23 protein-coding genes are annotated in these 25,407 nt (G+C 60.3%); 14 read left to right on the top strand and 9 right to left on the bottom strand.

Going from position 1 to position 25,407, the window contains the following annotated elements; all coding sequences use genetic code 11:
- Nucleotide 1 precedes the first annotated feature (1 nt).
- The 11 genes from nuoE (at nt 2) to BLT89_RS05875 (ending at nt 12,546) form a co-directional block, all read left to right on the top strand.
- Nucleotides 2–502 carry an NADH-quinone oxidoreductase subunit NuoE gene (gene nuoE / locus BLT89_RS05925; protein ID WP_090193560.1) on the top strand — a complete coding sequence of 167 codons (501 nt, stop codon included), beginning with the start codon at nt 2–4 and terminating at the stop codon, nt 500–502.
- Nucleotides 499–1,845, top strand: coding sequence for an NADH-quinone oxidoreductase subunit NuoF (gene nuoF, locus BLT89_RS05920; protein ID WP_090193559.1), 1,347 nt, complete (start codon nt 499–501; stop codon nt 1,843–1,845). Before nuoE ends, nuoF begins: the two co-directional genes overlap by 4 nt.
- Before the next feature lie 87 nt (nt 1,846–1,932).
- Nucleotides 1,933–4,662, top strand: a complete 2,730-nt coding sequence (gene nuoG, locus BLT89_RS05915) for an NADH-quinone oxidoreductase subunit NuoG (protein WP_090193558.1) — start codon at nt 1,933–1,935, stop codon at nt 4,660–4,662.
- A complete protein-coding gene (gene nuoH, locus BLT89_RS05910) occupies nt 4,659–5,654 on the top strand; it encodes an NADH-quinone oxidoreductase subunit NuoH (protein ID WP_090193557.1) in 996 nt (331 codons plus the stop codon). Before nuoG ends, nuoH begins: the two co-directional genes overlap by 4 nt.
- Before the next feature lie 12 nt (nt 5,655–5,666).
- Nucleotides 5,667–6,215 carry an NADH-quinone oxidoreductase subunit NuoI gene (gene nuoI, locus BLT89_RS05905; protein ID WP_090193556.1) on the top strand — a complete coding sequence of 183 codons (549 nt, stop codon included), beginning with the start codon at nt 5,667–5,669 and terminating at the stop codon, nt 6,213–6,215.
- A gap of 9 nt (nt 6,216–6,224) precedes the next feature.
- Nucleotides 6,225–6,725, top strand: coding sequence for an NADH-quinone oxidoreductase subunit J (gene nuoJ, locus BLT89_RS05900; RefSeq protein WP_090193555.1), 501 nt, complete (start codon nt 6,225–6,227; stop codon nt 6,723–6,725).
- A 2-nt stretch (nt 6,726–6,727) separates the two neighbouring features.
- Nucleotides 6,728–7,036: an NADH-quinone oxidoreductase subunit NuoK gene (gene nuoK / locus BLT89_RS05895; RefSeq protein ID WP_090193554.1), complete on the top strand. Its 309-nt coding sequence runs from the start codon at nt 6,728–6,730 to the stop codon at nt 7,034–7,036.
- Entirely contained in the window at nt 7,033–8,880 is a 1,848-nt protein-coding gene (gene nuoL, locus BLT89_RS05890) for an NADH-quinone oxidoreductase subunit L (RefSeq protein WP_090193553.1), read from the top strand. Before nuoK ends, nuoL begins: the two co-directional genes overlap by 4 nt.
- A gap of 42 nt (nt 8,881–8,922) precedes the next feature.
- A complete protein-coding gene (gene nuoM / locus BLT89_RS05885; RefSeq protein WP_090193552.1) occupies nt 8,923–10,455 on the top strand; it encodes an NADH-quinone oxidoreductase subunit M in 1,533 nt (510 codons plus the stop codon).
- Nucleotides 10,456–10,460: 5 nt separating this feature from the next.
- Nucleotides 10,461–11,912: an NADH-quinone oxidoreductase subunit NuoN gene (nuoN, locus tag BLT89_RS05880; protein ID WP_090193551.1), complete on the top strand. Its 1,452-nt coding sequence runs from the start codon at nt 10,461–10,463 to the stop codon at nt 11,910–11,912.
- A gap of 37 nt (nt 11,913–11,949) precedes the next feature.
- Entirely contained in the window at nt 11,950–12,546 is a 597-nt protein-coding gene (locus BLT89_RS05875) for an NADPH-dependent FMN reductase (RefSeq protein WP_090193550.1), read from the top strand.
- An 83-nt stretch (nt 12,547–12,629) separates the two neighbouring features.
- On the opposite strand, the gene BLT89_RS05870 is transcribed toward BLT89_RS05875, so the two are convergent.
- Entirely contained in the window at nt 12,630–12,938 is a 309-nt protein-coding gene (locus BLT89_RS05870; protein WP_090193549.1) for a PepSY domain-containing protein, read from the bottom strand.
- A gap of 191 nt (nt 12,939–13,129) precedes the next feature.
- On the opposite strand from BLT89_RS05870, the gene BLT89_RS05865 reads away from it, so the two are divergent.
- Together BLT89_RS05865 and queD are read left to right on the top strand one after the other, a co-directional pair.
- Nucleotides 13,130–14,221 carry a hypothetical protein gene (locus tag BLT89_RS05865; RefSeq protein ID WP_090193548.1) on the top strand — a complete coding sequence of 364 codons (1,092 nt, stop codon included), beginning with the start codon at nt 13,130–13,132 and terminating at the stop codon, nt 14,219–14,221.
- A gap of 101 nt (nt 14,222–14,322) precedes the next feature.
- On the top strand, nt 14,323–14,679 hold the full coding sequence (gene queD / locus BLT89_RS05860; protein ID WP_090193547.1) for a 6-carboxytetrahydropterin synthase QueD: 357 nt from the start codon (nt 14,323–14,325) through the stop codon (nt 14,677–14,679).
- A gap of 15 nt (nt 14,680–14,694) precedes the next feature.
- Here the strand turns inward: queD and BLT89_RS05855 are convergent, their stop codons facing one another.
- Nucleotides 14,695–15,171, bottom strand: coding sequence for a DUF1289 domain-containing protein (locus tag BLT89_RS05855; RefSeq protein ID WP_090193546.1), 477 nt, complete (start codon nt 15,169–15,171; stop codon nt 14,695–14,697).
- Between the two features lie 408 nt (nt 15,172–15,579).
- Here BLT89_RS05855 and acnB point away from each other — a divergent pair, with 408 nt between their 5' ends.
- Entirely contained in the window at nt 15,580–18,180 is a 2,601-nt protein-coding gene (gene acnB / locus BLT89_RS05850; RefSeq protein ID WP_090193545.1) for a bifunctional aconitate hydratase 2/2-methylisocitrate dehydratase, read from the top strand.
- Nucleotides 18,181–18,302: 122 nt separating this feature from the next.
- Here the strand turns inward: acnB and BLT89_RS05845 are convergent, their stop codons facing one another.
- The 7 genes from BLT89_RS05845 to BLT89_RS05815 all read right to left on the bottom strand — a co-directional run bounded on the left by BLT89_RS05845 (nt 18,303) and on the right by BLT89_RS05815 (nt 25,315).
- Nucleotides 18,303–19,121: a MinD/ParA family protein gene (locus BLT89_RS05845; RefSeq protein WP_172829153.1), complete on the bottom strand. Its 819-nt coding sequence runs from the start codon at nt 19,119–19,121 to the stop codon at nt 18,303–18,305.
- Nucleotides 19,122–19,200: 79 nt separating this feature from the next.
- A complete protein-coding gene (locus BLT89_RS05840; protein WP_090193544.1) occupies nt 19,201–20,676 on the bottom strand; it encodes a sigma-54 dependent transcriptional regulator in 1,476 nt (491 codons plus the stop codon).
- A gap of 317 nt (nt 20,677–20,993) precedes the next feature.
- Nucleotides 20,994–21,977, bottom strand: a complete 984-nt coding sequence (locus BLT89_RS05835; protein ID WP_090193543.1) for a GlxA family transcriptional regulator — start codon at nt 21,975–21,977, stop codon at nt 20,994–20,996.
- Between the two features lie 29 nt (nt 21,978–22,006).
- Entirely contained in the window at nt 22,007–22,771 is a 765-nt protein-coding gene (locus BLT89_RS05830; RefSeq protein WP_090193542.1) for an ABC transporter ATP-binding protein, read from the bottom strand.
- Between the two features lie 23 nt (nt 22,772–22,794).
- Entirely contained in the window at nt 22,795–23,907 is a 1,113-nt protein-coding gene (locus BLT89_RS05825) for a succinylglutamate desuccinylase/aspartoacylase family protein (protein WP_090193541.1), read from the bottom strand.
- Between the two features lie 9 nt (nt 23,908–23,916).
- On the bottom strand, nt 23,917–24,615 hold the full coding sequence (locus BLT89_RS05820) for an ABC transporter permease (protein WP_090193540.1): 699 nt from the start codon (nt 24,613–24,615) through the stop codon (nt 23,917–23,919).
- Nucleotides 24,616–24,625: 10 nt separating this feature from the next.
- Nucleotides 24,626–25,315 carry an ABC transporter permease gene (locus BLT89_RS05815; protein WP_090193539.1) on the bottom strand — a complete coding sequence of 230 codons (690 nt, stop codon included), beginning with the start codon at nt 25,313–25,315 and terminating at the stop codon, nt 24,626–24,628.
- Nucleotides 25,316–25,407: the final 92 nt, after the last annotated feature.

The raw sequence follows: 25,407 nt of genomic DNA, 5'->3' as shown, positions 1-25,407 counted from the left end.
CATGAGCGCAAACAGCCTGATCCAATCCGACCGTTTCGCCCTCAGCGACAGCGAGCGCGCAGCCATCGAACATGAACTGCATCATTACGAAGATGCCCGTGCCGCCTCCATCGAAGCACTGAAAATCGTGCAGAAAGCCCGCGGCTGGGTGCCGGACGGAGCGATCCCGGCGATTGGCGAAATCCTCGGCATCCCCGCCAGCGATGTCGAAGGGGTTGCCACTTTCTACAGCCAGATATTCCGCCAGCCGGTAGGCCGCCACATCATCCGCGTATGCGACAGCATGACCTGCTACATCGGCGGGCATGAGTCGGTGGTTGCCCGCATCACGGAACAACTTGGCATCGGTCTGGGCCAGACCACCACAGACGACCGTTTCACCCTGCTTCCCGTTTGCTGTCTGGGCAACTGCGACAAGGCACCGGCCTTGATGATTGACGATGACACCTTCGGCGACGTGACGCCTGAAACAGTCTCCCAGCTGCTGGAGGCATACCCATGACGCTCCCTTCGATGTCGCCGGCCAACCGTACCCGGCGCAGCGCCGAAACCCACCCGCTGACCTGGCGTCTGCGCGACGATGCCGAGCCGGTGTGGCTGGACGAATACCGCAAGAAAAACGGCTACAGCGCGGCCAGCAAGGCGTTGCAGCAAATGGCCAGCGACGAGATTGTGCAAACCGTCAAGGATGCCGGACTCAAGGGCCGTGGCGGTGCCGGCTTCCCGACCGGCGTGAAGTGGGGCCTGATGCCCACTGACGAATCGATGAACATCCGTTACCTGCTGTGCAACGCCGATGAAATGGAGCCCAACACCTGGAAAGACCGTCTGCTCATGGAGCAGCTGCCGCATCTGTTGATCGAGGGCATGCTGATCAGCGCGCGGGCGCTCAAGGCCTATCGCGGCTATATCTTCCTGCGTGGTGAATACGTGGATGCCGCGCGCATCCTCAACCGTGCGATCGACGAAGCCAGGACCGCCGGCCTGCTCGGCAAGAACATCTTCGGTAGCGGTTTCGATTTCGAACTGTTCGTGCACACCGGTGCCGGACGCTATATCTGCGGCGAAGAAACCGCGCTAATCAACTCCCTCGAAGGCCGCCGCGCCAACCCTCGGGCCAAGCCGCCCTTCCCGGCCGCCGTCGGCGTATGGGGCAAACCGACCTGCGTCAACAACGTGGAAACCCTGTGCAATGTGCCGGCCATCGTCAACGACGGGGTCGAGTGGTACAAGGCGCTGGCGCGTCCCGGCAGCGAGGATCATGGCACCAAGCTGATGGGCTTCTCCGGCAAGGTGAACAATCCCGGCCTGTGGGAACTGCCTTTCGGCATCTCTGCCCGTGAACTGTTTGAAGACTGCGCCGGCGGCATGCGTGACGGCTACAGCCTGAAGTGCTGGCAACCCGGCGGTGCCGGTACCGGCTTCCTGTTGCCGGAACATCTGGATGCGGCCATGTACGCCGGCGGCATCGCCAAGGTTGGTACCCGTATGGGCACCGGCCTGGCGCTGGCCGTGGATGACAGCGTCAACATGGTCGGCCTGCTGCGCAACATGGAAGAGTTTTTTGCCCGCGAGTCCTGCGGCTGGTGTACCCCTTGCCGTGACGGGCTGCCCTGGAGTGTAAAAATTCTCCGCGCCCTGGAGCATGGCGAAGGCCAGCCAGGTGATATCGAGACCCTTGAGCAGCTGGTCACCGACCTTGGTCCGGGCCGTACTTTCTGTGCCCACGCGCCTGGCGCGGTGGAACCTATCGGGAGTGCGATCAAATATTTCCGCGATGAGTTTGAAGCCGGGATTGCCCAGCCAGATTCCGTCGAACCACTGGAGCCAGCGCTTCAGCAATAAAGATCAGTACGGATTGGCCAGGGCCGGTCCGGCAAAATATTTCCATTAGCCAAGTCCGCTGCGGCGGATAAAGAAGAAACCTGAACCATGGCCACTATCCACGTAGACGGCAAAGCGTTCGAAGTTGACGGCGCAGACAACCTGCTTCAGGCCTGTCTGTCCCTTGGCCTCGACGTCCCCTATTTCTGCTGGCACCCGGCACTGGGCAGTGTTGGTGCCTGCCGCCAGTGTGCAGTCAAGCAATACAGTGACGAGACGGACAAACGCGGCCGGCTGGTCATGTCCTGCATGACGCCGGCCACCGACAACTCCTGGATTTCCATTGATGACGAGGAAGCCAAGGCGTTCCGTGCCAGCGTGGTCGAGTGGCTGATGACCAACCACCCGCACGATTGTCCGGTCTGCGAAGAAGGCGGCCATTGCCACTTGCAGGACATGACCGTGATGACCGGGCACAACGCACGGCGTTACCGCTTCAGCAAGCGCACCCACCAAAACCAGGATCTCGGCCCGTTCATCGGCCATGAGATGAACCGTTGCATCGCCTGCTACCGCTGCGTGCGCTACTACAAGGACTACGCCGGCGGCACCGACCTTGGCGTATACGGCGCCCATGACAACCTGTACTTCGGCCGCATCGAAGACGGTGTACTGGAAAGCGAGTTTTCCGGCAACCTGACCGAAGTCTGCCCGACCGGCGTATTCACCGACAAAACCCACTCCGAGCGCTACAACCGCAAGTGGGACATGCAATTCAGCCCGAGCATCTGCCATGGCTGCGCCGCCGGCTGCAACATCAGTCCGGGCGAACGTTATGGCGAAATCCGCCGGATCGAGAATCGCTACAACGGCTCGGTCAACCATTACTTCCTGTGTGACCGTGGCCGCTTCGGCTATGGCTATGTGAACCGCAAGGATCGCCCGCGCCAGCCGATGATGATGCTGAGCAAGATGACCATGGGCATCGACTCCGCGCTGGATCAGGCTGCGGCGTTGCTGAACAACCACAAGCTCATCGGTATCGGCTCGCCCCGTGCCAGTCTGGAAAGCAATTTCGCCCTCCGTGAACTGGTGGGCGCCGATAACTTCTACTCCGGGATCAGCCGTCCCGAGCTGGAACTGCTGCAGCTGATCCGTTCGATTCTGCAGAATGGCCCGCTACCGGTACCGACTATTCGTGACATGGAAGCTCACGATGCCGTGCTGGTGCTCGGCGAAGACCTGACCCAGACCTCTGCCCGGGTTGCCCTGGCCTTGCGCCAGGCGGTCAAGGGCAAGGCGGTGGACATTGCCCAGTCCCTGAAGATTCAGGACTGGAACGCCGCAGCCGTACAGAATGCCGCGCAAAATGCCCTGAACCCGCTGTTCATCTGCTCGGTGAATGCCACCCGCCTGGACGATGTGGCCGAAGAGTGCGCCCATGCCGCGCCGGCAGATCTCGCCCGCCTCGGCTTTGCCGTGGCGCACGCCATTGATTCCAGTGCACCGGCCGTCAAAGGACTTGATCCGGCAGCCGCCGCGCTGGCAGAACGCATCGCCGCCGCACTGTTGCAGGCCGAGCGCCCGCTACTGGTTGCCGGCAGCTCACTGGGTTGCCGTGAACTGCTGGAAGCTGCAGCAAATATCGCTTCGGCCCTGAAGAATCGTGAAAAAAACGCCTCACTCAGCCTGATCGTCCCTGAAGCCAACAGCCTCGGCGTTGCCATGCTGCTGGCGGAAGAGTCCGCTGACAAATCGGTGGATGCCGCGCTGGATGCCTTGCTCAGTGGTTCGGCCAATTCCGTGCTGGTGCTGGAGAACGACCTCTACCGCCGTGCCGAAAAAGACAAGGTCGATGCGGCACTGGGCAAGGCAAAAACGGTGGTGGTTGCCGATCACCAGAGCACCGCGACCACGGCCAAAGCACATCTGCTGTTGCCGGCTGCCAGCTTTGCCGAAGGCGATGGCACCCTGGTCAGCCAGGAAGGTCGCGCGCAGCGCTTCTTCCAGGTATTCGACGCCGGCTACTACGACCCGAAAATCCTGATTCGCGAAGGCTGGCGCTGGCTGCACGCCCTGCACTGCACAATGCAAGGCAAGCCGGTCGACTGGACCCATCTCGATCAGGTCACCGCGGCCTGCGCCCAGAGCCATCCGCAACTGGCCGGCATTCTCGACGCGGCACCTGCTGCAAGCTTCCGCATCAAGGGCCTGAAGCTGGCCCGCGAACCGTTGCGTTACAGCGGACGCACGGCGATGCGCGCCAATCTCAGCGTGCATGAGCCACGCACACCGCAGGATCAGGACAGCGCCTTTGCCTTTTCCATGGAAGGCTATTCAGGTTCCGTGGAAGATCGCCAGCAGATCCCCTTTGCCTGGTCACCGGGCTGGAACTCCCCCCAGGCCTGGAACAAATTCCAGGATGAAGTCGGTGGTCACCTGCGCGCCGGCGATCCCGGCGCACGCCTGATTGAAGCCAAAGGCACAGCCCTGCCCTGGTTTGCCGTGCCAGCCGCCTACGTGCCCAGTGCAACGCGCTGGCAACTGGTGCCCCTGCATCACCTGTTTGGCAGCGATGAAACTTCCGCCGCTGCAGCACCGCTACAAAGCCGCATTCCCGCCGCCTATGCCGCACTAGGCAGCACGGCCGCCGAGCGACTGGGGTTGCAGGAAGGCTCGCGACTGCGCCTGACGATTGACCAGCAAACCCTGAACCTGCCGGTGCATATCGACAGTGAACTGGCAGACGGCCTGATCGGGCTACCGGTCGGCCTGGCGGGTATTCCTGCCGTCCTCAGCGGGCGCTTTGCCGAGAGCCTGCAGGAGGTTGCGCAATGAGCTGGCTGACGCCCGAGATCATCGACATCCTGATTGCAGTACTCAAGGCCATCGTCATCCTGCTTGCCGTGGTGATTACCGGCGCCCTGCTCAGCTGGGTCGAACGGCGCATGCTGGGCCTCTGGCAGGATCGCTACGGCCCCAACCGGGTCGGACCTTTCGGTGCCTTCCAGCTCGGCGCCGACATGATCAAGATGTTTTTCAAGGAAGACTGGACGCCACCGTTTGCCGACCGGATGATTTTTACCCTGGCGCCCGTGATTGCCATGAGCTCGCTGCTGATCGCCTTCGTGGTCATACCGATCACCCCGACCTGGGGTGTCGCCGACCTGAATATCGGCTTGCTGTTCTTTTTCGCCATGGCCGGCATCACGGTGTATGCAGTGCTGTTTGCCGGCTGGTCGAGCAACAACAAGTTCGCCCTGCTTGGCAGCCTGCGTGCCAGCGCACAAACCCTCAGCTACGAAGTGTTCCTCGGCCTGGCACTGATGGGCGTGGTAGCCCAGACCGGCTCGTTCAATCTGCGCGACATCGTCGAATACCAGCATCAGCACTGGTGGTTCATCGTGCCGCAATTTTTCGGCTTCTGTACCTTCTTCATCGCCGCCGTAGCCGTGACGCACCGCCACCCGTTCGACCAGCCCGAAGCCGAGCAGGAACTGGCCGACGGCTACCACATCGAGTATGCGGGGATGAAGTGGGGCATGTTCTTCGTTGGCGAGTACATCGGCATCGTGCTGGTTTCCGCGCTGCTGGTGACCCTGTTCTTCGGCGGCTGGCATGGTCCGTTTCTTGAGTACCTGCCGTGGCTGTCGTTTTTCTGGTTTGCCCTGAAAACCGCCTTTTTCATCATGCTGTTCATTCTGCTGAGGGCTGCCATACCGCGCCCGCGCTATGACCAGGTGATGGCGTTCAGCTGGAAGTTCTGCCTGCCGCTGACCCTGATCAACCTGCTGGTGACCGGCGCACTTGTGCTGGCCGCGGCCCAGTAAGGAGAACCACCGATGTTCAAATATATCCGGGAAGTCCTGTACGGCACCTACACCCAGTTGCGCAGCCTGGTGATGGTGTTCGGCCATGCCTTCCGTCCGCGCGACACCCTGCAGTATCCGGAAGAGCCGGTGTATCTGCCGCCGCGCTATCGCGGCCGGATTGTCCTGACCCGCGACCCGGACGGTGAAGAGCGCTGTGTGGCCTGCAACCTGTGCGCGGTGGCCTGCCCGGTCGGCTGCATTTCACTGCAGAAAACCGAAGCCGAGGATGGTCGCTGGTACCCGGAGTTTTTCCGCATCAATTTTTCCCGCTGCATTTTCTGTGGCCTGTGCGAGGAAGCCTGCCCGACCACGGCGATCCAGCTCACTCCGGATTTCGAAATGGGCGAATTCAAGCGCCAGGATCTGGTGTACGAGAAGGAAGACCTGCTGATTTCCGGCCCGGGCAAGAATCCGGACTACAACTTCTACCGCGTTTCAGGAATGGCCATCGCCGGCAAGCCGAAAGGTGCAGCCCAGAGCGAAGCCGAACCGATCAACGTGAAAGGCTTACTGCCCTAAGGACGAAAGATGGAATTCGCTTTCTATTTCGCTGCCGGCATTGCTGCCATCGCCACATTGCGGGTGATCACGCATACCAATCCGGTGCATGCCCTGCTCTATCTGATCGTTTCACTACTGGCCGTTTCCATGTGCTTTTTCAGCCTCGGCGCACCTTTCGCCGGTGCCCTGGAAATCATCGTGTATGCCGGGGCAATCATGGTGCTATTCGTCTTCGTGGTGATGATGCTCAACCTGGGACCGGCGGTAAGCCAGCAGGAAACCCGCTGGATGGCACCGGGAATCTGGTTCGGTCCGGGGCTGCTGTCCTCCCTGTTGCTGGCGCTGCTGCTGTATGTGCTGTTCAACGGCAGCGATCACGGCAGCATTGGTCATACCACGGTTGACGCCAAGTCGGTCGGCATCAGCCTGTTCGGCCCCTACCTGCTGGCGGTGGAACTGGCTTCGATGCTGCTGCTGGCGGCGCTGGTTGCCGCCTTCCACCTCGGGCGCAATGAGGCCAAGGAGTAATCATGCATTCGATTCCTATGGAGCATGGCCTGGCACTGGCCGCCCTGCTGTTCAGTTTGGGCCTGACCGGGGTGATGGTGCGACGCAACATCCTGTTCATCCTGATGAGCCTTGAAGTCATGATGAACGCTACCGCGCTGGCCTTCGTGGTCGCCGGCAGTCGCTGGGCGCAGGCCGATGGGCAGATCATGTTCATTCTGGTGATCACCCTGGCCGCTGCCGAAGCCAGCATCGGTCTGGCCATCCTGCTGCAACTGTATCGCCGCTTCCACACCCTCGATATCGATGCTGCCAGCGAGATGCGCGGATGAACATTCTATTTCTCACCTTGCTGTTTCCCCTGTGCGGCTTCCTGTTGCTGGCCTTCTCGCGCGGGCGCTGGTCGGAAAATTTCGCGGCGCTGGTCGGGGTTGGTTCGGTAGGTCTTTCCGCGCTCTGCGGTGCCTGGCTGATCTGGCAGTTCAATGTCACACCACCCGCAGGCGGTGCTTATGTCCAGCACCTGTGGCAATGGTTTGCGGTGGACGGCTTTACCCCGGGCTTCACCCTGTATCTGGATGGATTGTCGCTGACCATGCTCGGCGTAGTGACGGGTGTCGGCTTCCTGATCCACCTGTTCGCCAGCTGGTACATGCGTGGTGAAGAGGGCTATTCACGCTTCTTCGCCTACACCAACCTGTTCATCTTCAGCATGTTGCTGCTGGTACTGGGCGACAACCTGCTGGTGCTGTACTTCGGCTGGGAAGGCGTCGGCCTGTGTTCCTACCTGTTGATCGGCTTCTATTTCAAACATGTGCCCAACGGCAACGCCGCGCTCAAGGCATTTATTGTCACGCGCATCGGTGACGTGTTCATGGCCATCGGCCTGTTCATCCTGTTCGTGCAACTGGGCACCCTGAACATTCAGGAGCTGATGGTTCTGGCACCGCAGAAATTCACCTCTGGCGATCCGTGGATGAATCTGGCCACCCTGATGCTGCTCGGTGGTGCCGTCGGCAAGTCCGCCCAGCTGCCGCTGCAGACCTGGCTGGCCGATGCCATGGCCGGTCCGACACCGGTTTCAGCGCTGATCCACGCCGCTACCATGGTCACCGCCGGTGTCTATCTGATAGCCCGCACCCATGGCCTGTTCCTGCTCACGCCGGAAGTGCTCGAACTGGTTGGCATGGTTGGCGCCGTGACGCTGGTGCTCGCCGGCTTTGCTGCCGTGGTGCAAACCGACATCAAGCGCATTCTGGCCTACTCGACCATGAGCCAGCTGGGCTACATGTTCCTCGCACTGGGGGTCGCCGCCTGGGATGCGGCGATCTTCCACCTGATGATCCATGCCTTCTTCAAGGCCCTGCTGTTCCTCGCCTCCGGTGCAGTGATCAATGCCTGCCATCATGAGCAGAACATCTTCAAGATGGGCGGCCTGTGGAAAAAACTGCCACTGGCCTATGCCAGCTTCATTGTAGGCGGCGCGGCTCTGGCAGCCCTGCCGATAGTGACTGCCGGTTTCTACTCGAAAGACGAAATCCTCTGGGAAGCGCTGGCCAGCGGTCATGACAAGCTGCTCTACGCCGGCCTGGCCGGTGCTTTCCTGACCTCGATCTACACCTTCCGGCTGATCTTCATCGCCTTCCATGGCGAGGCCAAGATCGATGCCCATCCGGGACATGGCGTCGCCTACTGGTTGCCGTTATCGACCCTGATCGTGCTCTCGACCTTTATCGGTGCTCTGATCAACCAGCCACTGTCAGGCGTGCTGCCGGAAAGCGTCGGCTATGCCGGTGGTGAAGCCAAGCACGGGCTGGAACTGCTCTCCGGGGCAATTGCCATTGCCGGCATCCTGCTGGCCGCCGCGCTCTATCTGGGCCGTCGCCAGCTGGTCAACTCGATTGCCGGCAGCGCTGCCGGACGTTTCCTGTCGGCCTGGTGGTATGCCGCCTGGGGCTTTGACTGGCTCTACGACAAGTTGTTCGTGCAACCCTACCTGCGTACCAGCCGGCTGCTTGCCAAAGACCCGATGGATCGCCTGTTGGGTGCGGTGCCGCGGATAGTCCGCAGTGCACATAAAGCGTTGAAGGTTACAGAGAACGGCTATTTACGCTGGTATGCAGCCAGCATGGCTGGCGGTGCTGTACTGGTTCTCGGCATTATCGTGCTGGGCTGATGGCCTGGCGATGCAAGTATTTCTGGAGAGATTGAGCCCGTTATGATTCTGCCTTGGCTAATCCTGATTCCCTTTATCGGCGGACTGATCTGCTGGAGAACCGAGCACCTCGGTGAAACCCCGACACGTCTGGTCGCCCTGCTGACCATGTCGCTGGTGCTCGGCCTGTCCATCTGGCTGTGGATGACCGGCGACTTCCAGCTGGCACCTGCCCCCGGCGCCGATCAGGTCTGGGCCCTGGAATTCCGCTCCAGCTGGATTCCGCGCCTGGGTATCAGCTTCCATCTGGCGATGGATGGCCTGTCGCTGCTGATGATCATGCTGACCGGCCTGCTCGGCGTGCTCTCGGTGCTCTGCTCCTGGGGCGAGATCCAGATGCGCATCGGCTTCTTCCACCTCAACCTGATGTGGATTCTCGGCGGGGTGATCGGCGTCTTCCTGGCCATGGACCTGTTCCTGTTCTTCTTCTTCTGGGAAATGATGCTGGTGCCGATGTTTTTCCTCATTGCGCTGTGGGGACACAGCTCCAGTGACGGCAAGAAAACCCGGATTTACGCAGCCACCAAGTTCTTCATCTACACCCAGGCCAGCGGCCTGATCATGCTGGTTGCCATCCTCGGCCTGGTATTTGCCAACTATCACAACACCGGCGTGTTCACCTTCAATTACAGCACCCTGCTGCAGGCCAAACTGGCACCCGAGCTGGAATACCTGCTGATGCTCGGTTTCTTCATCGCCTTCGCCGTGAAATTGCCCATCGTGCCGCTGCACTCCTGGCTGCCCGATGCCCATGCCCAGGCGCCTACCGCCGGTTCGGTAGACCTCGCCGGCATTCTGCTGAAGACCGCGGCCTATGGCCTGCTGCGCTTTGCCCTGCCGCTGTTCCCGAATGCCTCGGCCGAATTCGCGCCAATTGCCATGACGCTGGGTTTGATCGGTATTTTCTACGGTGCAGTGCTGTCCTTTGCGCAAACCGACATCAAGCGTCTGGTTGCCTACTCCAGCGTTTCGCACATGGGCTTCATCCTCATCGGCATCTACGCCGGCAGCCAGCTGGCGCTACAGGGTGTGGTAGTACAGATGCTCGCCCACGGTCTTTCGGCAGCCGCGCTGTTTATTCTCTGCGGCCAGTTGTACGAGCGCCTGCATACCCGTGACATGCGGGAAATGGGCGGTATCTGGGCGCGCATGCCCTACCTGCCGGCGATCAGCCTGTTCTTTGCATCCGCTTCGCTGGGGCTACCGGGCACCGGCAACTTCGTCGGCGAGTTCCTGATTCTGCTCGGCTCGTTCAAATCCGTGCCATGGATCACCGCCATAGCCACTGCCGGGCTGGTATTCGCCTCGGTCTATTCGCTGATCATGATTCATCGCGCCTACTTCGGCCCGGCCCGGGCCGAGCACGCGCTGGCCGGGCCTGACGCCCGCGAACTGGGTATGACCCTTGGTCTGGCAGTCCTGATCATCATTCTGGGCATATACCCGCAACCGGTGCTGGATACCACCGCGGCCAGCATGCATGGCGTGCAGCAATGGCTAGGCGCTGCCCTCTCCCAACTCGCTTCGGTCCGGTAGTCGCAATGGAACTTACCTCACAACACTTTATCGCCCTGCTGCCGCTGCTGGTTACCAGCCTGACCATCGTGCTGCTGATGTTGGCAATCGCCTGGAAACGCAGCCATTCGACGACGTTTATCCTGTCGGTTGTCGGCCTCAACCTCGCCCTGCTTTCCATCATTCCGGCCATGCAGGTCGCACCACTGGCGATCACCCCGCTGATGTACGTTGACGGCTTCGCCGGCTTCTATATGGCACTGATACTGGTGGCCACGCTGGCCTGCGTGACGCTGGCACATGCCTACATGGAAGGCTTTCCAGGCAACCGTGAAGAGCTCTATCTGCTGATGCTGCTTTCCTCCGCCGGCGGCCTGGTTCTGGTCAGCACCCAGCATCTGGCGGGATTGTTCATCGGTCTGGAACTGCTGTCGGTGCCGCTTTACGGCATGGTGGCTTACGCCTTTTTCAACAGGAACACACTGGAAGCCGGCATCAAGTACATGGTGCTGTCGGCGGTTGGCTCGGCCTTCGTGCTGTTTGGCATGGCGCTGCTGTATGCCGACTCGGGCAGCCTGACCTTTGCCGGTATCGGTGCCAGTCTGGCCAGCGCCACGGCACAAAACACCCTGGCACATATCGGCATCGGCATGCTGGTGATCGGCCTGGCGTTCAAACTGTCACTGGTACCGTTCCACCTGTGGACCCCGGATGTCTACCAGGGTGCACCCGCCCCGGTCACTGCGTTCCTGGTTTCCGCGAGCAAGGTCGCCGTGTTTGCCGTTCTGTTGCGCCTGTACCAGATGTCACCGGTTACCGCCGGCGGCTGGTTGACCGATCTGCTCAGCGTGATTGCCGTTGCCTCGATTCTGGTCGGTAACCTGCTGGCTCTGACCCAGAGCAACCTGAAGCGCCTGCTCGGTTATTCCTCGATTGCTCACTTCGGTTATCTGCTGATTGCCCTGATTGCCAGCGATGGCATCTCCGTCGAAGCCATTGGCGTCTACCTGACAACCTATGTGGTCAGCAGCCTGGGTGCCTTCGGCGTCATCACCCTGATGTCCACCCCGTATCACGGCCGTGATGCCGATGCCCTGTTCGAATACCGCGGGCTGTTCTGGCGCCGGCCTTACCTGACGGCGGTGCTGACGCTGATGATGCTGTCACTGGCGGGGATTCCACTGACTGCCGGTTTCATCGGCAAGTTCTACATCATCACGGTCGGCGTCGAGGCGCACCTGTGGTGGCTGCTCGGTGCACTGGTCATCGGCAGCGCGATTGCGGTGTTCTATTACCTGCGGGTCATGGTCACCCTGTACATGCAGGAGCACACCTCGCTGACCCACGACGCACCGCTCAACTGGGGACAACGGGCCGGCGGCATCATGCTGGTGGCAATTGCCATCTTCACCTTTCTGATCGGCGTGCACCCCCAACCACTACTGCAGCTGCTGCAAGGCACCGGCCTGGTACATTGAGCCGGCCGAGTCGCAAGGCAATGAACATGAGGATGCAATGCTGAATATCGCTCTGGTATCAGGCTCAAGCCGGCACGACAGCCAGTCGGCCAAAGTTGCCCGTTATCTGCAAAAACGCCTCATTGAACTGGGCTATTGCACTGCACAACAAAGCAGCCTGATCGATCTGGGTGCTCAGCCCCTGCCCCTCTGGCCGGCCGAAAACACTGGCCCCTGGGCAGAGTACAAAGAGCAACTGAGTGCTGCCGATGCCCTGGTCGTGATCGCTCCGGAATGGAACGGCATGGCCTGCCCGGCGATCAAGAACTTCTTCATTTATGCCGGCAAGACCGAGCTGGCACACAAACCCGGCTTGCTGGTCGGGGTGTCTGCTGGAGTGGGCGGTGCTTACCCGATCAGTGAACTGCGCGCCTCCAGCTACAAGAATTGCCGGCTCTGCTATTTGCCTGAACACCTGATCGTGCGGCATGTCGAACAATTGCTGAATACGCCGGAAGCCGGCAATGAAGATGACCAACGCATTCGTGCGCGCATCGACTATGCACTGGATATTCTCAACAAATATGCGCTTGCCCTGCAGCCCGTGCGGGCCAGTATCGACATCAGCAACCCGGCTTTCAGCAACGGGATGTAACAGACCTGTCGCGACAACCGACGCGGCGCTGTCGGGAGAAGGGAAAGCCTGCGATGCAGACCGCAGGCTTCAAGCGCTTGGACTTAATTTTCCTGCTGATCCTGCAGCACTTCGCCGCTGACTGCATCCAGCTTCATGTCCCACTGAACGTCTTGCGGATCACGCAACTCAACCTCATAAACGTAACGACCGGCTGTCTGTTCCAGCTCGGTATCCTCGATTACGGCGCCAGGGTGTTTGGCCGTTGCCAGGGCATTGAGTTTCTCGAATGACTGAATGGTTCCGGCATCACGCAAGCGCAAAGCCTCATCCGGTCCCAGATCACGTGCCTGGGCAACACCAGCCGCGATAATCAGCGAAGCACCAGCGCACAGCGTAATCAGTTGTTTCATGAAAAATCTCCTTGGAATTGAATGCCGTTTCAGTTTGGCACAGCACTTTTTCGATCAGTTCTGGCTATGCCGAACGCGGCTTTGGATCAGGCTGCGCGCAAATGGTTCCACATAATCATTCACAGTCTGAATCCAGCCGCCAATCAACTATAGGCCATGTAAACTGACGCAGTCACTCCAGGAAGTTGCTCATGGGCGCCATACACATCAAATATCCAGCACTGACCCTGCGCGCCGGCAAGCGTGCCGCCGCGCATATTCGCCAACAGGGTCTGCAACCGGCCGATATCGCCACCCTTCCCGGTGCTGCCGGCGGTCCCAAAGGCATCGGGCTTCAGGGGCTGGATCTGGCACTGTTTGGCGACTGGTTGCCTCGCGCACCACGCCAGCGCAGCCTGATTGGCGCTTCGATAGGCTCCTGGCGCTTTGCCAGTGCGTGCCTGCCTGACCCGGTCGCGGGCATCCGCCGCCTTGGCGAACTGTATACCAGCCAGCGCTACGCCAAGGGCGTCAGCATGAAGGAAGTCAGCCAGAGCTGCCGCCAGCTGCTGCACGATCTGTTGCAGGGCGAAGACAGTGCAATCTTTGCCAATCCGCTCTATCACCTGAATATCGTCGTGGTGAAAAGCCACGGCCTGCTGGTACATGACCGCAGAGGCGCGCTGGGACTTGGCTTGTCTGCCGTGATCGGCAATAACCTGCTGGGCCGCCAGCGTCTGGCCCGCCACTTCGAGCGGCTGATCATTCACGATGCGCGCTCGCAACCGCCGCTGGGCAAGCTGGATGACTTCCGCTCGCACTTCCATCCCCTGCAACCCGCCAATTTGCGCCAGTCCCTTATGGCCTCTGCGTCGATCCCGCTGGTAATGGAAGCTGTCCGCGAGATCCCCGGCATCGGCCACGGCAGCTTCCGCGATGGCGGCCTGCTCGACTATCACCTAGACCTGCCCTATGCCGGTGACGGTCTGGTGCTGTATCCGCACTTTACCGACCGCATCATTCCCGGCTGGTTCGACAAGAGTCTGCCCTGGCGAAACGGCGATGCAACGCGCTTGCAGGACGTATTGCTGCTGGCGCCTTCTGCCGGGTACCTGGCCAACCTGCCCCACGGCAAGCTGCCCGATCGCCGGGACTTCAGCCGTTACATGGGTGACGATGAAGGTCGCGAGCGCTATTGGCGCAAGGCCATGGCCGAGAGTGCACGGCTGGGTGACGAGTTTCTTGAACTGAGCGAGAGCGGGCGCCTGGCCGAACGACTGCAACCCCTGCGCGGGGCCGCCTGAGCCACACCCGTCAGCATCCGGTTTATCCCATCAGCCGGGATGCTGGTAAACTGCCCGGTCTGCAGCGCCAGTCTGGCGCGCCTCTAACAGAGCGTTAGCAAGTGGAATTGTTCAAGGAATTCATTTTCGAAGCTGCCCATCGCCTGCCACACGTGCCGCAAGGGCACAAATGCGGGCGACTGCATGGCCACTCGTTTCGTGTTGCCATCTTCATCGAGGGCGAAGTTGACCCGCATACCGGCTGGATTCGCGATTTTTCCGAGATCAAGGCGATCTTCAAGCCCATCTATGAGCGGCTTGATCATAATTATCTGAACGAAATTCCCGGCCTGGAAAATCCTACCAGCGAAGTTCTGGCCAAATGGATCTGGCAGGAACTCAAGCCGTTACTGCCCGACCTGTCGCGCATTCGCATCATGGAAACCTGTACCAGTGGCTGCGAATACCGCGGCAACTGAGCGCAAAGCAGCTACTCAAACCCGCGTATGCATTCCTTCCAGCAAAAAGCGCGGGGCGATATAACGCTCATAATGCGCTTCCGACAGCAGGAAAAACTCGCGATCGATGGCATCGCGCAGTTGCGGCAGGCTCCAGCCACGAAACTCCGGCAACAGACTCATGCCGTAGGCATCCAGCTGATTGATCAGCCGGGCGCCGCGGGCTATCAGCTGATAGGCCCAGCAATATGCGGACTGCTCGGGCAAGTAGCGTATCTGGCGCTGCTCCAGCTGGTCACGCAGGCGCGTGCTGTCGAAAATTTCCAGCTTGGCGGTCATCACCTGAACCAGCAACAGCTCCAGGCGTAACCAGACCGCACGCTTCTCCTCATCGCCGTACAGATTCCAGTTGATGATTTCATGGTGGAAGCGTTTGCAGCCGCGACACACCAGATCACCGTAAACCGTCGAGCAGAGTCCGATGCAAGGCGTTTTGATGATTTGGCTGGTCATTCGGGAATTCGGGGAAGCCGGCGCGCAGGAAGCGGCCAATATTAGACCTTTGTCGAAGCAAGGTCACCCTGACGGAGGTGCTGCCATGCTTAACTTTAAGGCATTAATCCATTAAACTCGTAGGGCCGTATAAGGCACCAACAGTCCGTTGGAAGCTGTTTTCAAAGCGTAACGACTACACCTGGCTCTGCCCTGAGCTGTCTGGCCGCATCTTCAAGGGCTGAACAGCCGATGTTCCGGCTCTGCCAAATGTCCGCAGGCAACGTAAAACTTTGAAAACAGCTTCTGCTTGGAAATCTCCAAAACCCTGGCTGAAACACCCAAAAGGTAGCTCAAGCGCTTGGTTTGGAGAGTCACTGGTCAAGTGTCCCGAACAATTCCACGGGGCCATCTAAGAGGGTAATAACTGTGCTTGAAGCCTATCGCAAACATGTAGCAGAGCGCGCCGCGCAAGGTATTGTGCCCCAGCCGCTGAACGCTGAACAAACTGCAGGCCTGGTCGAACTGCTGAAGAATCCGCCGGCTGGCGAAGAAGCCTTCCTTCTTGACCTGATCACCAACCGTGTACCACCAGGCGTGGACGAGGCTGCTTACGTCAAGGCCGGCTTTCTCGCTGCCGTAGCCAAAGGCGAAGCCAGCTCCCCGCTGATCAACAAGACCCGCGCGGTTGAACTGCTGGGTACCATGCAGGGCGGTTACAACATCGTCACGCTGGTCGATCTGCTGGATGACGCAGAACTCGCGCCTGTCGCAGCTACAGAACTCAAGCACACTCTGCTGATGTTCGATGCTTTCCATGACGTGGCCGAAAAAGCCAAGAACGGCAATGCCCTCGCCAAAGCCGTGGTGCAGTCCTGGGCTGACGGCGAATGGTTCAAGAACCGCCCTGCCCTGGCCGAGAAAATCAGCCTGCGCGTATTCAAGGTGCCTGGCGAAACCAACACCGACGACCTGTCGCCGGCTCCGGATGCCTGGTCGCGCCCGGACATCCCGCTGCACGCTCTGGCCATGCTGAAAATGGCCCGTGACGGTATCGTGCCAGACGCCCAGGGCGTTACCGGTCCGATGAAACAGATCGAAAGCATGCGCGGCGAAGGCTTCCCGATTGCCTACGTGGGCGATGTGGTAGGTACCGGTTCTTCGCGTAAATCCGCCACCAACTCGGTGCTGTGGTTCTTCGGCGATGACATCCCTTATGTACCGAACAAGCGCGGCGGCGGCTTCTGCTTCGGCAACAAGATCGCCCCGATCTTCTACAACACCATGGAAGACGCTGGCGCCCTGCCGATCGAGTTCGACGTAGCCAACCTGAACATGGGCGACGTGATCGACGTTTACCCTTATGCAGGCAAAGTTACCAAGCACGGTACCGACGACGTTCTCGCCACCTTCGAACTGAAAACCCCGGTTTTGCTCGACGAAGTTCGTGCCGGCGGTCGTATTCCGCTGATCATTGGCCGTGGCCTGACCGAAAAAGCCCGCGCCGAACTGGGCCTGGGTTCTTCCGACCTGTTCAAGAAGCCCGAACAGCCTGCTGCCAGCAACAAAGGCTTCACCCTGGCACAGAAGATGGTGGGCAAGGCCTGTGGTGTTGCCGGCGTTCGTCCGGGCACCTACTGCGAACCGAAGATGACCACCGTCGGCTCCCAGGACACCACCGGCCCGATGACCCGTGACGAGCTGAAAGACCTGGCTTGCCTGGGCTTCTCCGCCGATCTGGTCATGCAGTCGTTCTGCCACACCGCGGCCTATCCGAAGCCGATCGACGTCAACACCCACCACACTCTGCCGGACTTCATCCGCACCCGTGGCGGCGTCTCGCTGCGTCCCGGCGATGGCATCATCCACAGCTGGCTGAACCGCATGCTGCTGCCGGATACCGTCGGCACCGGCGGCGACTCGCACACCCGTTTCCCGATCGGCATCTCCTTCCCGGCCGGTTCCGGCCTGGTGGCCTTTGCCGCTGCCACCGGCGTCATGCCGCTGGACATGCCGGAGTCGGTTCTGGTGCGCTTCAAGGGCAAACTGCAACCGGGTATCACCCTGCGTGACCTGGTACATGCCATCCCTTACTACGCCATCCAGAAGGGCTTGCTGACTGTCGAGAAGAAAGGCAAGAAGAATGCCTTCTCCGGCCGCATCCTCGAGATCGAAGGACTCGACGAACTGACCGTAGAACAGGCTTTCGAACTGTCCGACGCCTCGGCCGAGCGTTCTGCTGCCGGTTGCACCATCAAGCTGCCCGAGAAGGCGATTGCCGAATACCTGACCTCCAACATCACCCTGCTGCGCTGGATGATCAGCGAAGGTTATGGCGACCCACGCACTCTGGAACGTCGCGCCCGCGCGATGGAAGCCTGGATTGCCAACCCGCAGCTGATGTCGGCTGACAAGGATGCCGAGTACGCCGAGGTCATCGAAATCGACCTGGCCGAAATCAACGAGCCAATCCTCTGCGCGCCTAACGATCCGGATGACGCCCGTCTGCTCTCGACCGTACAGGGCGAGAAGATCGACGAAGTGTTCATCGGTTCCTGCATGACCAACATCGGCCACTTCCGCGCTGCCGGCAAGCTGCTGGAAAAGGTCAAAGGCGGTATTCCAACGCGTCTGTGGCTGTCGCCGCCGACCAAGATGGATGCTCACCAGCTGACCGAAGAAGGCTACTACGGCATCTACGGCAAGGCCGGCGCGCGCATGGAAATGCCGGGCTGCTCGCTGTGCATGGGTAACCAGGCACGGGTAGAAGCCAACGCCACCGTGGTCTCCACTTCGACCCGTAACTTCCCGAACCGCCTCGGCGATGGTGCCAATGTGTACCTGGCCTCGGCTGAACTGGCGGCAGTCGCCTCCATTCTCGGCAAGCTGCCAACAGTTGAAGAGTACCTGGGCTACGCGGCGGACATCGACAGCATGGCTGCCGACGTTTACCGCTACCTGAGCTTCGACCAGATTGCCGAGTTCCGTGAATCTGCGGAAAAAGCCAAGAGTCAGGCGGTAGAAGCCTGAGGTCTGGAAAGTGACGGCTGCTCAAGTGGTGAAACTTACCGCTTGAGCAGATCCCGCCAAAAAAAACACCCCGCTTAGCGGGGCGTTTTTTTTGGCGGTAATTCTCGCCGGATGAAGCTAATTCACGCGGTTTTGCGCTGCACCAGGCGCTCGACAAAAAATTCCAGATGGCCGCGCGGCGAGTCTGCCAGCGGCCAGCTATCCACTTTCTGCGCAATAGCCTTGAACGCCTGGGCCGACTTGGATCTGGGGAACGCCTCGTAAACCGCCTTCTGCTTCTGCACTGCCTTGCGCACCGACTCGTCATAGGGCACGGCGCCCAGGTAGTGCAGCGAGACGTCGAGAAACAGCTCGGAAATCCGCGTCAGCTTGCCAAACAGGTTGCGGCCTTCCTGCGGGGTATAGACCATGTTGGCCAGGATACGAAAGCGGCTGATGCCATGATCACGATTCAGCAATTTGATCAGCGCGTAGGCATCGGCAATGGAGGTAGGCTCGTCGCACACCACCACAATCGCCTCCTGGGCTGCGCGCACAAAGCTCACCACGGCATCACCGATACCATCTGCAGTGTCGATGATCAGCACATCCAGCTCTTCACTGAGCGTGCTGAAAGCCTGGATCAGCCCGGAATGCTGCGCGGCAGATAACTGCACCATGACACTGGCCCCGGATGCTGCAGGCACGATACGGATACCGCCCGGCCCTTCAAGCAGCACGTCCGCCAGATCGCAGTCACCGTTGATAACATCTTCCAGCGTTTGTCTCGGGCTGAGCCCCAACAGCACATCAACGTTGGCCAGCGCCAGGTCTGCATCCATGAGCATGACCCGGCGCCCCAGCTCGGCCAGGGCAACCGACAGGTTGACGGCGATATTGGTCTTGCCGACGCCACCCTTGCCACTGGTCACGGCGATTACCTGTACCGGATGAATGTTCATGCCCGCAGCTTCCTTGTTCACGATGGCTTGCGCTCCAGCTCTCCTGACGCGCGCAACAGCACCTGCCCTTGAGCCAGCATTACTCGTCCTCACCGTCATCTTCATAACGACGGCTCATACCGTACTTGCGCATTTTCTCGACCAGCGTGGTGCGGCGGATACGCAGACGCTCGGCAGCCCGCGCAACCACACCATTGGCCTCATCCAGCGCTTGCTGAATCAGGCTTTGCTCCAGATTGCTCAGATAATCCTTTAGGTCCAGACCTTCTGTCGGCAACTGGGTGACGCTCGTGGCCGGTATCTGGTTGAAGTTGAATGACTCCCGCTCCTCCTGATCATGGCTCACGCCACCAGCCAGATCAGCGGCTTCATCATCAACATGGCGAAACTTCTTGGGCAGTTCGGCAACACCGATGACGCCGTAGGGATGCATGATCGCCATGCGCTCGACCAGGTTCGCCAGTTCACGCACATTGCCCGGCCAGTCATGCTGACAGAGCGACATGATTGCCGCCGAGTTGAAGCGAATCGAACCGCGCTTCTCGTGCTCCATGCGCGAGATCAGCTCATTGATCAGCAACGGAATATCTTCCGTACGCTCGCGCAAAGGTGCCATTTCAATCGGGAACACATTCAGCCGATAGAACAGGTCTTCGCGAAAACGCTCTTCCTCGATCAGCTTCTCGAGGTTCTTTTGCGTAGCGGCAATGATCCGCACATCCACACGCTGGGTCTTGTTGCTGCCCACCCGCTCGAATACCTGGTCCTGCAGGAGCCGCAACAGCTTCACCTGCAGCGTCAGCGGCATGGCATCTACTTCATCGAGGAATACCGTTCCGCCCTGCGCCAGTTCGAAACGCCCTGCCCGGCTGGTGAGAGCGCCGGCAAAGGCACCTTTCTCGTGACCGAACAACTCGCTTTCCAGCAACTCGCCAGCGATAGCACCACAGTTGACCGGCACAAAGGGGGCATCACGGCGTGATGAGTTGTAGTGCAGATTACGCGCGACCACTTCCTTGTCGGTGCCGGTCTCACCGATGACCAGCACCGTGGCATCGGTATCCGCCACCTGCTGCATCATCTGCCGGACATCCTGAATGACACGGCTGGTGCCGATCAGGCTGCGGAACAGGTTCAGTTCACGATGCCAGCCACGCTCGCGCGCCTCGTCATGCATTTCGCGGTAGACCTGCGCACGGTGCATCGAGTCCACCAGACGGCTGTAGCTTGGCGGCACATCGAGCGTAGCCAGCAAGTGCGAACGCAACTCTTCCGGGCAATCTGCCGGCACCACTTCGCCCAGCTGAATCACCGGCAGGAACTCATCCCAGCCAGCCAGCTGTTTGAGCACTTCAATCGAGCCGTGCTTGCAGTCACAGGTACCCAGCAACACGCCGAGCAATTCACTGCTTGCACCAAGGCCGGCAACGGCAGCACGCCACTCCGTGCTGGTGGTCGACAGGTGCTCTTCGCCCAGAAAGCTCAGGATGACGGTGAGATCATGACGGCGCTCGGCATCGTCTTCGATCAGAAGGATCTTGGTTTCACGCAACATTTGTTATTCAGGCTCATTACGTAGGGTGGCCGGAGGACAGATCAGCTCAAAAACCGTGAAGCAGTTATCAATCTGCCGGAATTCTAGCAGACAGTCAAACTAATGGCGTCATTTTATTGATGATTTTTTCCGATCACGAATAATCGACAGCAAGCAGGTCAGCAACGATCACCGCGCAAGAAAAACTTCAACCACCCACCCGAAGCGATTCCTGCCGAAACCGGCAAAACGCAGGGTATGCCGGAAAGTGTAGTTTTTATGTCAGTAGCCACAAGAATCGCCGCGGAACTTCTGGCGCCAGGCTTGAACCGGCGGCCCTAGAGCACCTGTCCGGAAGGACGCTTTTCGAAGGCGGTCGTGCCTCGATGCAGGTTGCGATCCTCTCGCGGGGTCGCACCGAAAAAGTTGCGGTAGGCACTGGAGAAGTGCGGGCCGGAGGAAAAACCACAGGACAGACCGATCTGGATGATCGACTTGCTGGTCTGCAGCAACAGCTGGCGTGCCTTGTTCAAACGCAGTTCAAGGTAATACTGGCTGGGCACGCGGCCCAGATACTGCTTGAAGATACGCTCCAGCTGACGCCGTGATACACAGACGTGCCGGGCTATTTCATCAGTGGTCAGCGGCTCCTCGATATTGGCCTCCATCAGCAACACCGCCTGGGTGAGCCTGGGATGACTCGAGCCAATGCGGTTCTGCAAGGGAATGCGCTGCCGCTCGCCACCCTCGCGAATACGCTCGACCACCAGCTCCTCACTGACCGCACCGGCCAGTTCGGCACCCTGCTCGTGCGCCAACAGCGCCAGCAGCATGTCCAGCACGGTCAAACCACCCGAAGCCGTCAGACGATCACGATCCCAGTCGAACAGGTGACTGGTGATGACCACCCTGGGGAAGCGTTCGGAAAAATCATCGTGCCAGCGCCAGTGCACGGCTGCCCGATAGCCGTCGAGCAAACCCAGATAGGCCAGTGGATAGACTCCGGCGGAAATCGCGCCAATCACACAGCCGGCACGCAACAGTTGCTTGAGTGCCTGGCCAAGTGCCGGTGACGCATGCTGTTGCGCTTCGTCGGCGACCAGAAACAGACGCTGGCAACCTTCCAGCCGCCCCTCCCATGAAGCCCCGGGAAGGGTCCAGCCGTCTGCCGCAGAATGATCGGCCTTGAGAAAGACCAGCTGATAACCGGCTTCCGGGTGTAACCGGCAAGCCTGCTGCAGCGCTTCTTCGGCGAGCGCCAAAGTCAGTGGGCGGGTGCACGACCAGTAAAGCAGGCCGATACGCTGGGCAGAGGCAGTCATGGGCGCAGTCTAGCCGGAGTGCGCAACACTTACTTCAAACTACCGGAAAGAAACTGCTTGAGGCGCTCGGAACGCGGATTACCCAGTACCTCTTTCGGGCAGCCACTCTCCTCGACCAGACCCTGATGCAGGAAAATCAGCTGGTTGGATACTTCGCGGGCAAAGCCCATTTCGTGGGTAACCACCACCATGGTGCGGCCTTCCTGCGCCAGGTCCTGCATGACTCGCAGCACCTCACCGACCAGTTCCGGATCGAGCGCCGAAGTCGGCTCATCGAACAGCATCACCTCCGGCTCCACCGCCAGCGCCCGGGCGATCGCCACCCGCTGCTGCTCGCCACCGGACATGTGTGCCGGGTAGGCATCCTTGCGGTGGCCCACGCCGACCTTGGCCAGATAGAACTCGGCCTTTTCCAGCGCTTCGCTTTTTGGTACGCCCAGCACATGCACCGGCGCTTCCATGACGTTTTCCAGGGCGCTCATGTGCGACCACAGGTTGAAATGCTGGAATACCATCGACAAGCGTGAACGCATGCGCTGCAGCTGTCTGGCATCCACCGCCTTGAGCGCGCCGTCCTTGTTCGGTGTGAGTTTCAGCTCTTCGCCGTTGAGCAGGATTTTTCCCGCATGCGGCTGCTCCAGCAGGTTGATGCAGCGCAGGAAGGTACTTTTACCCGAACCGCTGGAGCCGATGATGCTGATCACGTCTCCGGCTTTGGCCGCCAGCGACACACCCTTGAGCACTTCGTTGCTGCCGTAGCGCTTGTGCAGATCCTGAACTTCTAGTTTGTACATGCTTTCAACTCTCTGGGAACGCATCAGTCGCTGAGCAGGCGACCTTGCCGGATAGGGGTTGCGCCCGCCACCTTGGCCAGCCACAAACCGGGCTGGGCAAAGCGCAGGCGCTCGCGGGCATAAACCACCCCCGCCGTTTCCGCGAGCACGACACTATGGCGGTCGTCCAGCGGGTCATGCACTTCGAACAACGGATCACCGGCGGCAACCTGCTGACCCGTCGCGCAGCAAAAACTCACCACACCGGCATGTGGCGCCAGGGCGTACTGGGTGCCGGAAAACGGCGTGGCACGGCAACATTCGGCAGGCACGGCTGGCCAGTCCCCGGCCAGCAAGCCCTGATCAGCCAGAAAGCCGAGAATCGCTTCGGCCTGGGCCTCTGCGCGCTCCGCCCCGGTATCGGCCATACCGCCCAACTCCAGCGCCGTAGCCATGCAGGCCAGCGGGATCGGGTAGTCGGCATACTGCCGCGCCAGTCGCAACCAGGGCGCCGCGCAGGCTTCATCGAAGGAGCTGCCGCCGGCATCTTCGGCCAGCAACACTGCACCGGCCTGCATGCGCGCCGCCAGCGGCTGCCAGGCCGGCCAGTGCTGGGGAATCGCATACAGGTGCACTGCCGCATCGAAGTCGCAATGCAGGTCGAGCACCACATCCGCCGTACAGGCATGGCGCAACAACAGGCGTTGCAAGCCCTGCAATTCGGAACCCGCCGGCGGCAGGCCATCCAGCGCAGCCAGCATGCTCTGGCGAATCAGCTGCACATTGGCTTTTGCATCGGGCCCGAGCCGGTCGGTCAACTGCTCGCCGACCAGCTCCTCCAGCGCAACAAAATGGCGGTTGAAGTTCTGCCCGCTGCCCAGCTCGAAGCGGCCCTGATGAGCTCCCTGCACCAGCTGGCCAAGACCTATGGGGTTGGCTACCGGCACCAGTTCGATCACACCCAGCAACTGTCCGGCCTGCTCCAGCTCTTGCAGGCGCCGTTTGAGTTCTACTGCGACGCGCATGCCCGGCAATTCGTCCGCATGCAGGCTGGCCTGGATATAGGCCTTGCGTGCGCCGCTACCGAAGCTGAAGACCGACAGGCTGCGCTCTGTACCAAGACAGCCCCACGGCAACGAATGATTGATTCTGTGCATGTGCGAACCTCAATGCTTGCGTGGCGCGAGATACACCAGCCAGCGTGCTTCCGCCAGCCGGAACAGGCGCACCAGGATGAAGGTCAGACACAGGTAGAAAACCCCTGCGGTGATATACGCCTCGAAGGGCATGTAGAACTGCGAATTGACCGTGCGCGCGGCACCGGTGATGTCCACCAGCGTCACCAGCGAAGCCAGGCTGGTGGCATGCAGCATCATGATCACTTCATTGCTGTACTGCGGCAGCGAGCGACGCAATGCCGAAGGCAACAGGATCCGCCGATAGAGCTTGAAGCGCGACATGCCGATGGCCTTGGCCGCCTCGATTTCGCCAGGCGGTGTGGCCTTGATACTGCCGGCCAGAATCTCGGCACTATAGGCGCTGGTATTGATGGCAAAGGCCAGACAGGCACAGAAGGTGGCATTCGACAACAGCGGCCAGAGCACGCTGTCGCGCACCGCCTCGAATTGCGCCAGCCCGTAATACAGCAGATACAGCTGCACCAGCATCGGCGTACCGCGAATCACATAGGTATACAGCCAGGCCGGGAAGTTCACTGCCGGCTGCCTGGAGACGCGCATCAGGGCCAGCGGCACGGCCATGGCCAGTCCGATCGCCAGCGAAATGGCCAGCAGCTTGAGCGTCACCAGTACGCCGGTAAAATACAGCGGCAGGCTGTCCCAGATCACCGTGTAGTCGAAAATCATGCCGGCGCCCTCATAGTTCCACCGCCTTGACGCCTGCCGAGTAGCGCTGTTCCAGATAACGCAGCAGCAACAGCGAAACACTGGTGATCAGCAGGTACAGCGCAGCCGCGGCGAGAATGTAGGTAAACGGCTGATGGGTTGAATCCCCGGCGTTCTTGGCGCGAAACATCATGTCCTGCAGGCCGACCACCGAGATCAGCGCGGTGGCCTTGACCAGCACCAGCCAGTTGTTGGTAAAGCCGGGAATCGCCAGCCGGATCATCTGCGGCACCAGCACCCGGAAGAACACCTGCAGGCCGCTCATGCCGTAGGCAAAGCCTGCCTCGCCCTGCCCTTTGGGAATGGCCATGAAAGCACCGCGGAAGGTTTCCGAGAGGTAGGCGCCATAGATGAAACCCAGGGTGCCGACCCCGGCAATGAATGGGTTGATGTCGATGTACTCGTCATGCCCGAGCAAGGGTGCCAGCCGGTTCACCATGTCCTGACCGCCATAGAAAATCAGCAGGATCAGTACCAGATCGGGAATACCGCGAATCACCGTGGCATAGGCATCACCCATTGCCGCCAGCCACCTGACCGGAGAAATGCGCAAGGCGGCGCCAACCAGCCCGAGAAAGATGGCCACGGCCATCGCGCTGAGCGCCAGTTGCAGGGTCAGCCAGCTACCGTCAAGGATACTGGCACCATAACCGTTCGGCATGCTTTCACCACCTCATGCAGGGCGCAGCGAGCGCCATAAGGAGAACCTGCGCTGCACCGACAGGCAGCGAGGGCCGGCGGGAAAGGCGTCCT

Source organism: Pseudomonas pohangensis (assembly GCF_900105995.1).
GTDB lineage: Bacteria > Pseudomonadota > Gammaproteobacteria > Pseudomonadales > Pseudomonadaceae > Aquipseudomonas > Aquipseudomonas pohangensis.
The sequence above is the reverse complement of the archived record's forward strand: the minus strand, read 5'-3'. Positions and strand labels throughout refer to the sequence as shown.

Bases quoted from the DNA above. Each gene is read 5' to 3' on its own strand.
- nuoE (WP_090193560.1), top strand. From the start codon at position 2: ATGAGCGCAAACAGCCTGATCCAATCCGACCGTTTCGCCCTCAGCGAC.
- nuoF (WP_090193559.1), top strand. From the start codon at position 499: ATGACGCTCCCTTCGATGTCGCCGGCCAACCGTACCCGGCGCAGCGCC.
- nuoG (WP_090193558.1), top strand. From the start codon at position 1,933: ATGGCCACTATCCACGTAGACGGCAAAGCGTTCGAAGTTGACGGCGCA.
- nuoH (WP_090193557.1), top strand. From the start codon at position 4,659: ATGAGCTGGCTGACGCCCGAGATCATCGACATCCTGATTGCAGTACTC.
- nuoI (WP_090193556.1), top strand. From the start codon at position 5,667: ATGTTCAAATATATCCGGGAAGTCCTGTACGGCACCTACACCCAGTTG.
- nuoJ (WP_090193555.1), top strand. From the start codon at position 6,225: ATGGAATTCGCTTTCTATTTCGCTGCCGGCATTGCTGCCATCGCCACA.
- nuoK (WP_090193554.1), top strand. From the start codon at position 6,728: ATGCATTCGATTCCTATGGAGCATGGCCTGGCACTGGCCGCCCTGCTG.
- nuoL (WP_090193553.1), top strand. From the start codon at position 7,033: ATGAACATTCTATTTCTCACCTTGCTGTTTCCCCTGTGCGGCTTCCTG.
- nuoM (WP_090193552.1), top strand. From the start codon at position 8,923: ATGATTCTGCCTTGGCTAATCCTGATTCCCTTTATCGGCGGACTGATC.
- nuoN (WP_090193551.1), top strand. From the start codon at position 10,461: ATGGAACTTACCTCACAACACTTTATCGCCCTGCTGCCGCTGCTGGTT.
- BLT89_RS05875 (WP_090193550.1), top strand. From the start codon at position 11,950: ATGCTGAATATCGCTCTGGTATCAGGCTCAAGCCGGCACGACAGCCAG.
- BLT89_RS05870 (WP_090193549.1), bottom strand. From the start codon at position 12,938: ATGAAACAACTGATTACGCTGTGCGCTGGTGCTTCGCTGATTATCGCG.
- BLT89_RS05865 (WP_090193548.1), top strand. From the start codon at position 13,130: ATGGGCGCCATACACATCAAATATCCAGCACTGACCCTGCGCGCCGGC.
- BLT89_RS05855 (WP_090193546.1), bottom strand. From the start codon at position 15,171: ATGACCAGCCAAATCATCAAAACGCCTTGCATCGGACTCTGCTCGACG.
- BLT89_RS05845 (WP_172829153.1), bottom strand. From the start codon at position 19,121: ATGAACATTCATCCGGTACAGGTAATCGCCGTGACCAGTGGCAAGGGT.
- BLT89_RS05840 (WP_090193544.1), bottom strand. From the start codon at position 20,676: ATGTTGCGTGAAACCAAGATCCTTCTGATCGAAGACGATGCCGAGCGC.
- BLT89_RS05835 (WP_090193543.1), bottom strand. From the start codon at position 21,977: ATGACTGCCTCTGCCCAGCGTATCGGCCTGCTTTACTGGTCGTGCACC.
- BLT89_RS05830 (WP_090193542.1), bottom strand. From the start codon at position 22,771: ATGTACAAACTAGAAGTTCAGGATCTGCACAAGCGCTACGGCAGCAAC.
- BLT89_RS05825 (WP_090193541.1), bottom strand. From the start codon at position 23,907: ATGCACAGAATCAATCATTCGTTGCCGTGGGGCTGTCTTGGTACAGAG.
- BLT89_RS05820 (WP_090193540.1), bottom strand. From the start codon at position 24,615: ATGATTTTCGACTACACGGTGATCTGGGACAGCCTGCCGCTGTATTTT.
- BLT89_RS05815 (WP_090193539.1), bottom strand. From the start codon at position 25,315: ATGCCGAACGGTTATGGTGCCAGTATCCTTGACGGTAGCTGGCTGACC.